At 74.0% G+C, this 12,925-nt stretch carries 12 protein-coding genes; 7 read left to right on the top strand and 5 right to left on the bottom strand.

Annotation, left to right across the window (positions count from 1 at the left end; translation table 11 throughout):
- Position 1: 1 nt before the first annotated feature.
- Positions 2 to 2,299 (top strand): bifunctional salicylyl-CoA 5-hydroxylase/oxidoreductase, encoded by a 2,298-nt coding sequence (locus DT019_RS28940; protein ID WP_223279822.1) that lies wholly within the window; start codon positions 2 to 4, stop codon positions 2,297 to 2,299.
- Positions 2,300 to 2,432: 133 nt separating this feature from the next.
- Positions 2,433 to 2,888 (top strand): tellurite resistance TerB family protein, encoded by a 456-nt coding sequence (locus DT019_RS28935; RefSeq protein WP_114039893.1) that lies wholly within the window; start codon positions 2,433 to 2,435, stop codon positions 2,886 to 2,888.
- Positions 2,889 to 2,921: 33 nt separating this feature from the next.
- On the opposite strand, the gene DT019_RS28930 is transcribed toward DT019_RS28935, so the two are convergent.
- From DT019_RS28930 to DT019_RS28915, 4 genes are read right to left on the bottom strand one after another with little or no spacing between them, the layout of a single operon-like run.
- Positions 2,922 to 3,869 carry a M56 family metallopeptidase gene (locus DT019_RS28930; RefSeq protein ID WP_114039892.1) on the bottom strand — a complete coding sequence of 316 codons (948 nt, stop codon included), beginning with the start codon at positions 3,867 to 3,869 and terminating at the stop codon, positions 2,922 to 2,924.
- A gap of 4 nt (positions 3,870 to 3,873) precedes the next feature.
- Positions 3,874 to 4,242: a BlaI/MecI/CopY family transcriptional regulator gene (locus DT019_RS28925; protein WP_114039891.1), complete on the bottom strand. Its 369-nt coding sequence runs from the start codon at positions 4,240 to 4,242 to the stop codon at positions 3,874 to 3,876.
- On the bottom strand, positions 4,239 to 5,120 hold the full coding sequence (locus DT019_RS28920) for a PaaX family transcriptional regulator C-terminal domain-containing protein (protein WP_114039890.1): 882 nt from the start codon (positions 5,118 to 5,120) through the stop codon (positions 4,239 to 4,241). The genes DT019_RS28925 and DT019_RS28920 overlap by 4 nt, the downstream gene beginning before the upstream one ends.
- Positions 5,121 to 5,124: 4 nt before the next feature.
- On the bottom strand, positions 5,125 to 6,741 hold the full coding sequence (locus DT019_RS28915) for an AMP-binding protein (protein WP_114039889.1): 1,617 nt from the start codon (positions 6,739 to 6,741) through the stop codon (positions 5,125 to 5,127).
- A gap of 133 nt (positions 6,742 to 6,874) precedes the next feature.
- On the opposite strand from DT019_RS28915, the gene DT019_RS28910 reads away from it, so the two are divergent.
- Both DT019_RS28910 and DT019_RS28905 read left to right on the top strand, forming a co-directional pair.
- Entirely contained in the window at positions 6,875 to 7,984 is a 1,110-nt protein-coding gene (locus tag DT019_RS28910) for an acyl-CoA dehydrogenase family protein (protein WP_114039888.1), read from the top strand.
- Positions 7,981 to 8,379 (top strand): RidA family protein, encoded by a 399-nt coding sequence (locus DT019_RS28905; RefSeq protein ID WP_114039887.1) that lies wholly within the window; start codon positions 7,981 to 7,983, stop codon positions 8,377 to 8,379. Before DT019_RS28910 ends, DT019_RS28905 begins: the two co-directional genes overlap by 4 nt.
- 14 nt (positions 8,380 to 8,393) lie before the next feature.
- Here DT019_RS28905 and DT019_RS28900 read toward each other — a convergent pair whose 3' ends face one another.
- Complete coding sequence (locus DT019_RS28900) at positions 8,394 to 9,764, bottom strand: aminopeptidase P family protein (protein WP_114039886.1); 1,371 nt, start codon at positions 9,762 to 9,764, stop codon at positions 8,394 to 8,396.
- Between the two features lie 216 nt (positions 9,765 to 9,980).
- Here DT019_RS28900 and DT019_RS28895 point away from each other — a divergent pair, with 216 nt between their 5' ends.
- Genes DT019_RS28895 through DT019_RS28885 form a run of 3 tightly spaced genes read left to right on the top strand, consistent with a single transcriptional unit; the run spans position 9,981 to position 12,900 of the window.
- Positions 9,981 to 10,889 carry a dihydrodipicolinate synthase family protein gene (locus DT019_RS28895; RefSeq protein ID WP_114039885.1) on the top strand — a complete coding sequence of 303 codons (909 nt, stop codon included), beginning with the start codon at positions 9,981 to 9,983 and terminating at the stop codon, positions 10,887 to 10,889.
- A 20-nt stretch (positions 10,890 to 10,909) separates the two neighbouring features.
- Positions 10,910 to 11,911, top strand: coding sequence for a proline racemase family protein (locus tag DT019_RS28890; protein WP_114039884.1), 1,002 nt, complete (start codon positions 10,910 to 10,912; stop codon positions 11,909 to 11,911).
- Positions 11,908 to 12,900, top strand: a complete 993-nt coding sequence (locus DT019_RS28885; RefSeq protein ID WP_189390024.1) for an ornithine cyclodeaminase family protein — start codon at positions 11,908 to 11,910, stop codon at positions 12,898 to 12,900. The genes DT019_RS28890 and DT019_RS28885 overlap by 4 nt, the downstream gene beginning before the upstream one ends.
- Positions 12,901 to 12,925 lie beyond the last annotated feature (25 nt).

Genomic DNA, 12,925 nt, shown 5'->3' with positions numbered 1-12,925 from the left:
GATGCCGCGCCCGGAAGCGGCGCGCGCCCCACTGCGGATCGCGGTCATCGGCGGCGGCCCCGGCGGGCTCTACGCCGCCGCCCTGCTCAAGCGGCTCGACCCCGCACGCGCCATCACGCTGTGGGAGCGCAACGCCCCCGACGACACCTTCGGCTTCGGAGTGGTGCTCTCCGACGAGACCCTCGGCGGCATCGAACACGCCGACCCGGCCGTCTACCAGGCGCTGCGCGCGGAGTTCGTCCGCTGGGACGACATCGACATCGTGCACCGCGGGCGCACGCTCACCTCCGGCGGGCACGGCTTCGCGGCGCTCGGACGGCGCAGGCTCCTGGAGATCCTGCACGAGCGCTGCCACTCCCTCGGCGTCGACCTGCGCCTGCGAGCCGGGGCGCCACCCGCCGCGGAACTCGCCTCCGCGTACGACCTGGTGGTCGCGGCCGACGGGGTGCACAGCCCGACCCGGGAGGCGCACGCGGCCCACTTCGCGCCCCGGATCACCCGGCACCGCTGCCGCTACATCTGGCTCGCCGCCGACTTCGCCTTCGACGCCTTCCGCTTCGAGATCGCCGAGACCGAACACGGCGTGATGCAACTGCACGGATACCCCTACTGCGCCGACTCCTCCACCGTCATCGTGGAAATGCGCGAAGAGGTGTGGGCGGCTGCCGGATTCGACGCGCTCGACGAGGGCGCCTCCGCCGACTACTGCGCCAAGATCTTCACCGACGCCCTCGGCGGACGGCCCCTGCGCGGCAACAAGTCCGCATGGACCGCCTTCCGCACCGTCGTCAACGACCGCTGGTCGTACGGGAACACGGTGCTGCTCGGCGACGCGGCCCACACCGCCCACTTCTCCATCGGCTCCGGCACCAAGCTGGCCGTCGAGGACGCCCTGGCGCTGGCCGCCTGCGTCGAGGAGCAGCCCGACCTGCCCGCGGCCCTCGCCGCGTACGAGAGCGAGCGCCGGCCCGTCGTCGAGTCGACGCAGCGGGCGGCCGCCGCCAGCCTGCGCTGGTTCGAGGAGCTGGGGCACTATCTCGACCAGCCGCCGCGGCAGTTCGCCTTCAACCTCCTCACCCGCAGCCGCCGGGTCACCCACGACAACCTGCGGCTGCGCGATCCCGCCTTCACCGACACCGTCGAGCGGGAATTCGGCTGCCCGCCGGGCACCCCGCCCATGTTCACCCCCTTCCGGCTGCGCGGTCTCGAACTGAGGAACCGCGTGGTCGTCTCGCCCATGGACATGTACTCCGCCGTGGACGGCGTCCCGGGCGACTTCCACCTCGTGCATCTGGGCGCGCGGGCGCTGGGCGGGGCGGGCCTGGTCATGACCGAGATGGTGTGCGTGAGCCCCGAGGGCCGCATCACGCCCGGCTGCGCCGGCCTCTACACCGCCGAACAGGCCGGGGCCTGGCGGCGGATCGCCGACTTCGTCCACCACCAGGCCCCCGGCACCGCCTTCGGCATCCAGCTCGGCCACTCCGGACGCAAGGGTTCCACCCGGCTCATGTGGGACGGCATCGACCAGCCGCTGGACACCGGCAACTGGCCCCTGGCCGCCGCTTCCCCGCTCCCGTACCGCCCGGGCGTCAACCAGGTCCCGCACGCGCTGGACCGCGCGGGACTCACCGCTGTGCGCGAGCAGTTCACGGCCGCCGCCCGGCGGGCCGCCGACTGCGGCTTCGACCTCCTCGAACTGCACTGCGCCCACGGCTACCTGCTCTCCGGATTCCTCTCCCCGCTCACCAACCAGCGGACCGACGCCTACGGCGGTTCCCTCGCCAACCGGCTGCGCTTCCCCCTCGAAGTCTTCGACGCGGTGCGCGCGTGCTGGCCCGGGGACCGGCCCATGACGGTCCGCGTCTCCGCGACCGACTGGGCCAAGGGCGGCACGAGCGCCGAGGACGCCGTCGAGATCGCGCGGGCCTTCGCCGTGCACGGCGCCGACGCCATCGACGTCTCCACCGGCCAGGTCGTCCCCGACGAGCGCCCCGAGTACGGCCGCTCGTACCAGACCCCCTTCGCCGACCGGATCCGCAACACGCTCGGCATCCCGGTCGTCGCGGTCGGCGCCATCTCTTCCTGGGACGACGTCAACTCCCTGCTCCTGGCCGGTCGCACGGACCTGTGCGCGCTCGCCCGCCCGCACCTGTACGACCCGCACTGGACCCTGCACGCCGCGGCCGAGCAGGACTACGCGGGCCCCGGCGCGCCCTGGCCGCTGCCCTACCGGGCGGGCAGCCGCAAACCGCCGACCGGCCGCACGGACGCGCCGAGGCCGCGCCTCACCCTCGACTGACACCCCGACAGCGCTCCGCCGCCACCGGCCCCGACAGGTCCCGGAAATCTCCGGCGTCCCCCGGGAACCATTCGCACCGGCCGTCAGTTTCTACAGTGCTGTAGAAGTTTGACGACATGCATGGAGAAGCACCATGGCCCTCTGGGACCGCCTCAAGGAATCCGCCACGACGATGCAGACGCAGCTCGTGGCCAAGAAGAACGACCTGAAGAGCGGCGCCTTCCGCGACGCCAGCATGGCGATGTGTGCCCTGGTCGCCGCCGCGGACGGCACCATCGACGCGACCGAGCGGCGCCGGGTGGCCCAGCTCATCGCCTCCAACGAGGTGCTGCAGAACTTCCCGGCCGCCGACCTGCAGCGCCGCTTCGACGAGGGACTCGACAAGCTGGCCGCCGACTTCGACTTCGGCAAGGTGGGCCTGCTCCAGGAGGTCGCCAAGGCGAAGAAGAAGCCCGCCGAGGCGCGTGCCGTCATCCAGATAGGCATCGTCATCGGCGGCGCGGACGGCGACTTCGACAAGACCGAGCAGGCCGTCGTCCGCGAGGCCTGCTACGCCCTCGGTCTGTCGCCGGTGGAGTTCGACCTGTAGGCGCCGCGCCCCGCGCCGGGGCCGGCCCCCGGGTCACAGGGCCTCGGTCGCGCCTCTCAGCACCGTGACCAGGACCAGCGTCGCGTTCGCGGACGACAGGGCGGAGGCGGCCGCGCCCGCCGTGGCGGTCCACAGGGCGAGTCCCGCGGCCGTCCCCGCGGGCGGCCAGGCACGGCCGGGCGGCACCGGGCGCAGCAGCGCCGCCACCCTGCGCGGCACCGGTCCGGGCGCCGGGCCCGCCGCCGCGAAGGCGGGCAGCGGCAGCCGCCGGTCCGGGGTCGATGCCAGCGCCGCCTTGCCGATCGCCCGCGCCACCACCCTGCGGTCGCCCACGGCGCGGGCCGCGTCCTCGTCCGCCCAGCGCTCCGCCGTGAACGCCACGGCGAAGCGCAGCGGGCGCAGGAACGGGTTGGCGCGCGCGGCCAGCCCGGCCACCAGCAGATAGCGATGGTGACGCCCGGTCAGGTGTGCTTCCTCGTGGGCGATCAGGGCCTTGCGTTCGCGGGCGTCCAGGAGCTCCAGCATCGCGCTGGACACCACGACGCGCCCGCGCGGGCCGCCGGGCAGGGCGTAGGCGTAAGGGCGCTCGTCCGGCACCACGGCCCGGCGGTCCCGGGTGAGCCCGTTCAGCGCGCGGGTGGCCCCGGCTCTCACCCGCCAGTGGCGCCACAGGAGTTGACCGCAGGAGGCGACGACGGCGGCCAGCACGACCAGGGCCGCCTGGCCGACCGCCTCGTCGTAGGGCACCACCGCCCGGACCTCCGGATCGGCCCAGGCGTCCGGCAGCGGATTGCCGGGCAGCTGCGCCGTCCCGGCCACCATGAGGAGGAGCAGACACAGCGTGCTGCACACCGCGAGCACCCCGCCGACCAGCGCCAGGACGCGCGTCGCCGTGCGCGGATGCAGCCTCGGGCCGGCCAGGCGGGCGATCGGCCAGGCGGTCAGCGGCAGCACGAGCGGCAGGACGACGAACACACCCACCGGATCAGTCCCCGGCCCCGCCGAGCAGGACGCGCAGCAGTCGCTCGTCGTCCGGCGAGAGGTCGGTGACGAAGCTGGCGAGCACCGCGCCCCGGTCCCGCTCGGCGTCGAGGACCTTGCGCATCCTGCGGGCCGCGAGCCCCGCCTCGTCGGCCGGAGTCCACACGAACGAGCGGCCCGCGCGCTCGCGGGCGACGGCCTGCTTGGTGTGCAGCCGGGTCAGGATCGTCACCACGGTCGTATAGGCGAGCGGCTCGCCGAGCCACTCCTGCACCCACCCCGCGGTCACCGGACCCGGCGCCTCCCGCAGCGCCGCGAGCACCCGCGCCTCCAGCTCGCCCTGCCCCCGGCGGGGGCGCCTCGTCTGCGTCACGTCGTCATCGTACGAGGCGGCCGCGGCCCGCGTCCGGGCAGCGCGTCGCGCACGAACGCGGCGCCCGCCTCGCGCAGCAGCCCGTGCAGGTGGCCGAAGACCTCGGCGGAGCGCGCTCCCGGCCAGTCGCGGGGCAGGAGTTCGGCGGGCAGTCCCGGGTCGGCGTACGGCAGCCGCCGCCAGGAGTCGAGGGCGAGGAGGTAGTCGCGGTAGGCGGCCTCGGCGTCGGTGTCCGGGGCGGGCGGGGAGCCTGCCGCGGCCTTTGCCCGCGACTGCCAGGTGCGCAGCACCGGTTCGTGCCGGTCGAGGAAGTCCTCGTGCTGCTTGGCGATGGCGGGCAGGTCCCACCAGCGGGCCACGGCCTCCGCGGTGGGCGCGAAGCCGAGGTGCTCGCCCCTGAACAGTTCGACGTACGGGGCGAGTTGGAGCCGCTCCAGAGTGTGCCGGGTCTCGTCGTGGAGCCGGGCGGGCGCGAGCCACACCCCGGGGGCGGCCGTGCCGAAGCCGAGCCCGGCAAGGCGTGAGCGCAGCACGTGCCGTTTGCTGCGTTCGGACTCGGGGACGGAGAACACCGCGAGCACCCAGCCCTCGGAGACCTCCGGCGAGGGGTGGGCGTAGATGCGCCGGTCGCCGTCGTCCAGGAGCTGGCGCGCGTCGGCGGACAGCGCGTATCCGGCCGCGCCCGCGGCGGTGGGCTGCGCCACGAGCAGCCCGCGCCGTTTGAGCCGGGACACCGACGAGCGCACGGAGGGCGCGTCGACGCCGACCGCCGCGAGAAGCCGGATCAGTTCGGCCACCGCGAGGGAGCCGGAGGTCTCGCGCCCGTAGGCGCCGTACAGAGTCACGATCAGGGATCGGGGGGTGTGCTGCTCGGCCACGTGATCACTCTAGTTCCCGCAGCCGGAAGCGCTGGAGCTTGCCGGTGGGGGTGCGCGGGAGCGCGTCCAGGAACACGATCTCGCGCGGGCACTTGTAGGGGACGAGTTCGGACTTCACGAAGTCGCGCAGGAGCGCCACCGCGTCCGGCCCGCGCGCGGCCCCCGGCCGCAACACGCAGTAGGCGACGACGACATGCCCGCGGTGTTCGTCGGGGCGCCCCACCACGGCGGCCTCGGTCACGTCGGGGTGGCGCAGCAGGGCGTCCTCGACCTCGGGGCCCGCGATGTTGAACCCGGCCGAAATGATCATGTCGTCGGCGCGGGCCACGTACCGGAACCGGCCGTCGTCGTCGCGCACATAGGTGTCGCCCGTGACGTTCCAGCCGTCGCGGACGTACTGGCGCTGGCGCTCGTCGGCGAGGTAGCGGCAGCCGACCGGGCCGCGCACGGCGAGCAGCCCGGGCTCGCCGTCCGGCACGGGGCGGCCCCGGCCGTCGACGACCCGCGCCTGCCAGCCGGGGACCGGCCTGCCGGTGGTGCCGGGCCGGATGTCCTCGTCCGCCGCCGAGATGAAGATGTGCAGCAGCTCGGTGGCGCCGATGCCGTTGATGATGCGCAGCCCGGTGCGCTCGTGCCAGGCCCGCCAGGTCGCCGCGGGAAGGTTCTCACCGGCCGACACACAGCGCCGCAGCGCGCCCAGGTCGTACGCGCCGACCTCGTCCAGCATCGTCCGGTACGCGGTCGGCGCGGTGAACAGGACCGACACGCGGTGCTCGGCCAGGGCGGGCAACAGCTGCCGGGGCCCGGCCTGTTCGAGCAGCAGCGCCGAGGCGCCGGCCCGCAGCGGGAAGACGACGAGACCGCCGAGCCCGAAGGTGAACCCGAGCGGAGGGCTGCCCGCGAAGACGTCGTCGGGCACCGGCTTGAGCACGTGCCGGGCGAAGGTGTCGGCGATGGCGAGCACATCGCGATGGAAGTGCATGCAGCCCTTGGGGCGGCCCGTCGTCCCCGAGGTGAAGGCGATCAGGGCGACGTCGTCCGCCGAGGTGTCCACGGCCGCGAACCGCCCGGCGGGCGCCCGCTTGACCAGGTTGAGGAGATCTCCCGGCCCGTCGCCTCCGTACGCCGTGATGCGCAGGCCGGGTGCCTCGGCCCGCTCCAGGTCGTCCAGGACGCGGGCGTCGCACAGCGCGTGGCTGATCCGCGCGAGGGAGCACATGACCCCCAGTTCATGGGCGCGCTGCTGGGCCAGCACGGTGACGGCGACCGCGCCCGCCTTCATCACCGCCAGCCAGCAGGCGGCCAGCCACGGCGTGGTCGGTCCGCGAAGGAGCACCCGGTTGCCCGGCACCACCCCGAGCTCGCCGGTCAGGACGTGGGCGATCCGGTCCACCCGGTCGCGCAGTTCGCGGTACGTCCAGACCTCGCCCTCGCCGGTGCGGAAGACCGGGCGGTCCGGGCCGAAGCGCTCGATGGTGGCGTCGAGGAGTTCGGCGCCGCAGTTGAGCCGGTCGGGGTAGTGCGGCCCCGGCGGGCCGAGCACCAGGTCCGGCCACTGGTCGGTGGGCGGCAGGTGGTCGCGGGGAAAGGTGTCGGCGTGCGCTGAGGTCTTCAGCTCCATACGGGATCGCCCCCTTGTCGCCTCTGGAGCGTATCGTTTGGATGACGACAGTCAACAGTTCGCGATAGAGCGGTCCCTGTGGTTGTCGCGGCCCGAGTGGGACAGTCGGAACCCGAGTGGGAAAGGGGTGGCCATGCCCGGATTCGCGCTGGAGCCGGACCAGCTGGAATGGTGCGGGGAACTGCGGGTGCTCGCCGGGGCGCGGCTGCGCCCCCTCGCGGACAAGGGTGAGCCAGGGCGGGTCAACCGGCCACTCGTGGAGGCGCTCGGCGAGCACGGACTGCTCGCCCGGCTCCTCGGGTCCGGCGCCCTCGACCTCTGCCTGATGCGCGAGTCGCTGGCGTACGCGTGCACCGAGGCGGAGACCGCGCTCGCCCTCCAGGGCCTGGGCGCGCACCCGGTCGCCGCGTACGGGACGGCCGCGCAGCGCGAGCGCTGGCTGCCCGGAGTGACGGCGGGCCGCACCGTGGCCGCCTTCGCGCTGAGCGAGCCCGACGCGGGTTCGGACGCGGCCGCCCTGAGCCTCAACGCCGTTCAGGATCAGGGGGGTTGGCGTTTGACGGGCCGGAAGTGCTGGATCTCCAACGCCCCCGAGGCCGACTTCTACACCGTCTTCGCCCGCACGACCCCGGACGCGGGAGCGCGCGGGGTGACGGCCTTCCTGGTCCCCGCCGACCGGCCGGGCCTGGGCGGCGCCGCGCTCGACATGCTCTCCCCGCACGCCATCGGCAGCCTCGACTTCGACGGTGTGCCGGTCGGCGCCGACGACGTGCTGGGCGAGCCGGACCGGGGCTTCCGGGTGGCGATGAACACCCTCAACCTGTTCCGGCCGAGCGTCGGGGCGTTCGCCGTCGGCATGGCGCAGGCGGCCCTCGACGCGACCCTCGCGCACACCGCCCGGCGCACCGCGTTCGGCGGCCCGCTCAAGGACCTCCAGGCGGTCGCCCACCGGGTCGCCGACATGGCGACCCGCACCGAGGCAGCCCGCCTGCTGGTGTACGCGGCGGCCGCCGCCTACGACCGGGGCGAGGCGGACGTCGCCCGCGGCTCCGCCATGGCCAAGCTGTTCGCCACCGAGACCGCCCAGTACGTCGTCGACGCGGCCGTGCAACTCCACGGCGCCCGCGCGCTCCAGCGCGGGCACCTGCTCGAACACCTCTACCGTGAGGTCCGCGCGCCCCGCATCTACGAGGGCGCGAGCGAAGTGCAGCGCACGATCATCGCGAAGGAGCTGTTCCGGTGAGCCTTGAGCGAGTGAACCCGGCCGGGCTCTCCCCGGCCACCGGCTTCAGCCACGCCGTCGTCGCCACCGGCTCCCGCGTCGTCTTCCTCGCCGGGCAGACCGCGCTCGATACGGACGGCAAGGTGGTGGGCGCCACCCTGCCCGAACAGTTCCGCACCGCCCTGGCCAACCTCCTCGCCGCGCTGGCCGCGGCGGGAGGCGGCCCCGGCGACCTCGCGCGGGTCACCGTGTACGCGACGGACGTCGCCGACTACCGGGAGAAGGCACGTGAACTGGGCGCCATCTGGCGGGAGTTGGCCGGGCGGGACTATCCGGCGATGGCGGTGATCGGGGCGGTCCGGCTGTGGGACGCCGAGGCCCTGGTCGAACTGGACGGGTTCGCGGTCCTGGACTGAGGGCTTTGGCCGGCTCACCCTTCGAGCAGCGCCCCCATCCACTCCTCGACGTCCGCCACCGACCTGGGCAGCGCCCCGGACAGCAGGCGGGCGCCGTCCTCGGTGATCACCAGGTCGTCCTCGATGCGGACGCCGATGCCGCGCAGTTCGGGCGGCAGGGTCTCGTCGTCCGGCTGGAGGTAGAGACCCGGCTCCACGGTGAGGACCTGGCCCGCCTCCAGGACGCCGTCCAGATAGGTCTCGGCGCGCGCCTTCGCGCAGTCGTGCACGTCCAGGCCGAGCATGTGCCCGCTGCCGCACAGCGTGTAGCGGCGGTGCAGCTCGCCCGACGCGCTCTTCAGGACGCCCCACTCGGCGAGGCCCTCCGCGATGACCCCCATCGCGGCCCGGTGGAAGTCGCGGAAGGCCGCGCCCGGCCGCAGGGCCGCGATGCCCGCGTCCTGCGCGGCCAGGACGAGTTCGTACACCTGGCGCTGGACGGGGGAGAAGCGGCCGGAGAGCGGGAGCGTGCGGGTGATGTCGGCCGTGTACAGGGTGTCGGTCTCCACGCCCGCGTCGAGCAGCAGCAGATCCTGGGGATCGAGCCGCCCGTCGTTGCGGATCCAGTGCAGGACGCAGGCGTGCGCCCCGGACGCGGCGATCGTCTCGTACCCCGTGCCGTTGCCCTCCGCGCGGGCACGCGCCGCGAAGGCCCCTTCGAGCAGCCGCTCGCCGCGCGGGTGGGCCAGGGCGCGCGGCAGGGCGCGGACGGCGTCCTCGAATCCGGCGGTGGTGTGATCGACGGCCAGCTGGAGCTGCGCCAGCTCCCAGGCGTCCTTCACCAGCCTCAACTCCGATAGCGAGGTGGCCAGTTCTGGATCGGTGGCGGCGTTGCGGCCGGGCGCCGCCGCGTCCAGGTCGGCCACGTGCGCGCAGCGCAGGCCGGTCAGGCGCTCGGTCTCGGCGAGGTCGGGACGGCGGCCCACCCAGAACTCGCCGTATCTGCGGTCGCGGTAGAACTCCTCGTCGCCCTCGGTGCGCGGCGAGCGGGGCCGCAGATACAGCACCGCCTCGTGGCCGGAGGCGGACGGCTCCAGGACCAGCACGTGGCCCACCTGGTCCTCGCCGGTGAGGCCGGTCAGCCAGGCGTACGCGCTGTGCGGGCGGAAGCGGTGGTCGCAGTCGTTGGTGCGGACCCTCAACTCCCCGGCGGGCACGAGGAGCCGCTCGCCGGGGAAGCGGGCGGACAGCCGCGCCCGGCGGCCCGGCATGACGTCGAAGCCCGGCACCCGGGCGTCCGCGGGCAGCGGGGTCGGTGCCCAGCCGGTGCTCATGAACGCGGCGAGTTCGGGGCTCACGGGAAGGTCGTGGCTGCCGGTGTTGAGGCGTGCGGGGCACTCGGCCATCGAGGTCTCCCAAGGGTGGGGACGGGCAGGGGAAGGGGCGCTGGTGCGGGGGTGCACCTGGGATTGCTCAGTGCAATTTCACATTACTATGTCACAGCTCACAAGGGGTCGGCCGTTTCCCAAGTACCCCTCGGCGTGCAGGGATTGGGGCCGGGGCCCTTGTGGGCACCTGCCCTCCGTCAGTAAAATGTCACACACCACACTAGGGAGTTCGACATGACCTCTGCGGCACCCCAGCGCATCCGGCCCTGGCACGGAATCCTCGTCGCGACCGCGCTTCCCCTGCGCCCCGACCTTTCCGTCGACTTCACCTCCTATGCCCGGCACGTGCGGTGGCTGATCGACAACGGCTGCGACGGCGTCGTGCCCAACGGCTCGCTCGGCGAATACCAGACCCTCTCCGACGAGGAGCGGGCCCGTGTGGTGCACACCGCGGTCGAGGCCGCGGGCGACGGCGACCGCGTCATGGCGGGCGTCGCCGCCTACGGCAGCACCGAGTCCCGCCGCTGGGCCGAGCAGGCCGCCGACGCGGGCGCGGGCTCCGTCCTGCTGCTCCCGCCCAACGCCTACCGCGCCGACGAACGCTCGGTGCGGGCCCACTACGCCGAGGTCGCCAAGGCCGGCCTGCCCGTCGTCGCCTACAACAACCCGTACGACACCAAGGTCGACCTCACGCCCGCCCTGCTCGCCCAGCTGTACGCCGACGGCAGCATCGTCGCCGTCAAGGAGTTCAGCGGCGATGTCCGCAGGGCCTACGAGATCGCCGAACTCGCCCCGGAACTAGACCTGTTGGCGGGCGCCGACGACGTGCTGCTCGAACTGGCCCTGGCCGGCGCCGTCGGCTGGATCGCCGGATACCCCAACGCGCTGCCCGCCTCCTGCGCCCAGCTCTACCACGCCGCCGTCGCGGGCGACCTCGCCACCGCCCGCCCCCTCTACCGGGCGCTGCACCCCCTGCTGCGCTGGGACTCCAAGACCGAGTTCGTCCAGGCCATCAAGGTCTCCATGGACCTGGCGGGCCGCCCCGGCGGACCCGTCCGGCCGCCCCGGCAGCCGCTCACCGCCGAACAGGACGCCGTGGTGCGCGCCGCCACCGAGAAGGCGCTCGCCGAAGGCCACAAGTAGCCCGCCAGAAAGGCGAACCCATGCGGACCCGACACGTCTACCACGCGGTCGACTCGCACACCGAAGGCATGCCCACCCGCGTCATCACCGGGGGCCTCGGCGTCGTGCCCGGCGCCACCATGGCCGAGCGGCGGCTGTACTTCATGGAGCACCTCGACCACATCCGTACGCTGCTCATGTACGAGCCGCGCGGACACGCCGCGATGAGCGGGGCGATCCTCCAGCCGCCGACCCGGCCCGACGCGGACTACGGCGTCCTCTACATCGAGGTCTCCGGCCTCCTGCCGATGTGCGGGCACGGCACCATCGGCGTGGCCACCGTGCTGGTGGAGACCGGGATGGTCCCGGTCACCGAGCCCGTCACCACGGTGCGGCTGGACACCCCGGCCGGTCTGGTCAGTGTGGACGTGCGGGTCGAGGACGGCGAGGCGCGCTCCGTCACGCTGACCAACGTCCCCGCGTTCTGCCTGGCACTCGACCGCAAGGTGCAGGTCCCGGGCCTCGGCACCGTCACCTACGACCTCGCGTACGGCGGCAACTTCTACGCCTTCGTCGAGCTCGAAGCGCTCGGCCTGCCCTTCGGGCGGGCCCACAAGGACGAACTGCTCGCCGCCGGGCTCGACATCATGGCCGCGATCAACGCGGGCGAGCCGCCCGTGCATCCGGAGAACCCGGGGATCGCCGGGGTGAAGCACGTCTACCTCGCCGCCCCGGGCTCGGACGCGACGCGCTCGCGCCACGCCATGGCGATCCACCCGGGCTGGTTCGACCGCTCGCCGTGCGGCACCGGCACCTCCGCGCGGATGGCCCAGCTGCACGCCCGCGGCGAACTCCCGCTGCACCGCGACTTCACCAACGAGTCGTTCATCGGCACGGAGTTCACCGGGCGGCTCGTCGGGGAGACCGCCGTCGGCCCGCTCCCCGCGGTCGTGCCGACGGTCACCGGGCGGGCCTGGATCACCGGGACCGCGCAGTACTTCCTCGACCCGTCCGACCCGTTCCCGGAAGGCTTCCTGCTGTGATCCACCTCGGCGCGGACGACCTCGCGGCGCTGCTGACGCCGACAGCGGCGGCCGAGGCGCTGGCCGCGGTCCTGCGCGCGGGACTCGATCCGGAGCAGGGCCCGGACCGCTCCAGCGTCGCCGTTCCGGCGGGCGAGTTGCTCATCATGCCGGCCGCTTCGACGGCGTACGCGGGCGTGAAGATCGCGGGGGTCGCGCCCGCCAACCCGGCGCGCGGGCTGCCCCGCATCACCGGCGGCTTCCTCCTCCTCGACGGTCCGACGCTGCTGCCCCTCGCCGTCCTGGACGCGGCCGCGCTGACCACGGTGCGCACCGCGGCCGTGTCGGCCCTCGCCATCGACGCCCTCGCCGAACCGGACGCGACCCGCCTGGTCCTGTTCGGCGCGGGCCCCCAGGCGTACGCCCATCTCGAATCCGCCCTGAACACAAGGGATTTGACCCAGGTCACGGTGGTGTCGCGGACAGCGGCATCGGCCGAACGGCTGGTGACCCACGCCCGCGGGCTCGGTCTGGAGGCGCGATCCGGCGGCGCCTCGGACGTCGCGGTCGCCGATCTCGTCATCTGCTGCACCACCGCGCGCGAGCCGCTCTTCGACGGGCGGCGGCTGCCCGCGCACGCCGCCGTCGTCGCGGTCGGCTCGCACCGGCCGGACGTGCGCGAGACCGACTCGGAGCTGGTGCGGCGGTCCTCGGTCTGGGTGGAGGCCCGGTCGGCCGCCCTGCGCGAGGCGGGCGACCTGCTGATCCCGCTGGCCGAGGGCGTGATCGGCCAGGACCACCTCGCGGGCACCCTGGCCGCCCTGGTGCGCGGCGAGGCGGCACCCCCTGGCGACCGCCCCCGGTTCTTCAAGAGCGTGGGCATGGCCTGGGAGGATCTCGCGGTGGCCGCGGCGGTGTTCCGGGCGTCGGGCACCCTGCGGGCCCTGCCGGTCGGTGCGGACCTCCGGGGACCGGCCCACCCGTCGGCGGACACCGGGAGGGCGGGCTGAACCTCGGCGGATTCACCCGATCGGC

Origin of the sequence: Streptomyces sp. SDr-06, from assembly GCF_003324565.1 — a bacterium.
In the GTDB taxonomy this organism is placed as follows: domain Bacteria; phylum Actinomycetota; class Actinomycetes; order Streptomycetales; family Streptomycetaceae; genus Streptomyces.
Note: the sequence above shows the minus strand (reverse complement) of the source record. Positions and strands in the feature narration are given on the sequence as shown.

Coding starts and splice junctions, on each gene's coding strand:
- DT019_RS28940 (WP_223279822.1), top strand. CDS start 2: ATGCCGCGCCCGGAAGCGGCGCGCGCCCCACTGCGGATCGCGGTCATC.
- DT019_RS28935 (WP_114039893.1), top strand. CDS start 2,433: ATGGCCCTCTGGGACCGCCTCAAGGAATCCGCCACGACGATGCAGACG.
- DT019_RS28915 (WP_114039889.1), bottom strand. CDS start 6,741: ATGGAGCTGAAGACCTCAGCGCACGCCGACACCTTTCCCCGCGACCAC.
- DT019_RS28910 (WP_114039888.1), top strand. CDS start 6,875: ATGCCCGGATTCGCGCTGGAGCCGGACCAGCTGGAATGGTGCGGGGAA.
- DT019_RS28900 (WP_114039886.1), bottom strand. CDS start 9,764: ATGGCCGAGTGCCCCGCACGCCTCAACACCGGCAGCCACGACCTTCCC.
- DT019_RS28895 (WP_114039885.1), top strand. CDS start 9,981: ATGACCTCTGCGGCACCCCAGCGCATCCGGCCCTGGCACGGAATCCTC.
- DT019_RS28890 (WP_114039884.1), top strand. CDS start 10,910: ATGCGGACCCGACACGTCTACCACGCGGTCGACTCGCACACCGAAGGC.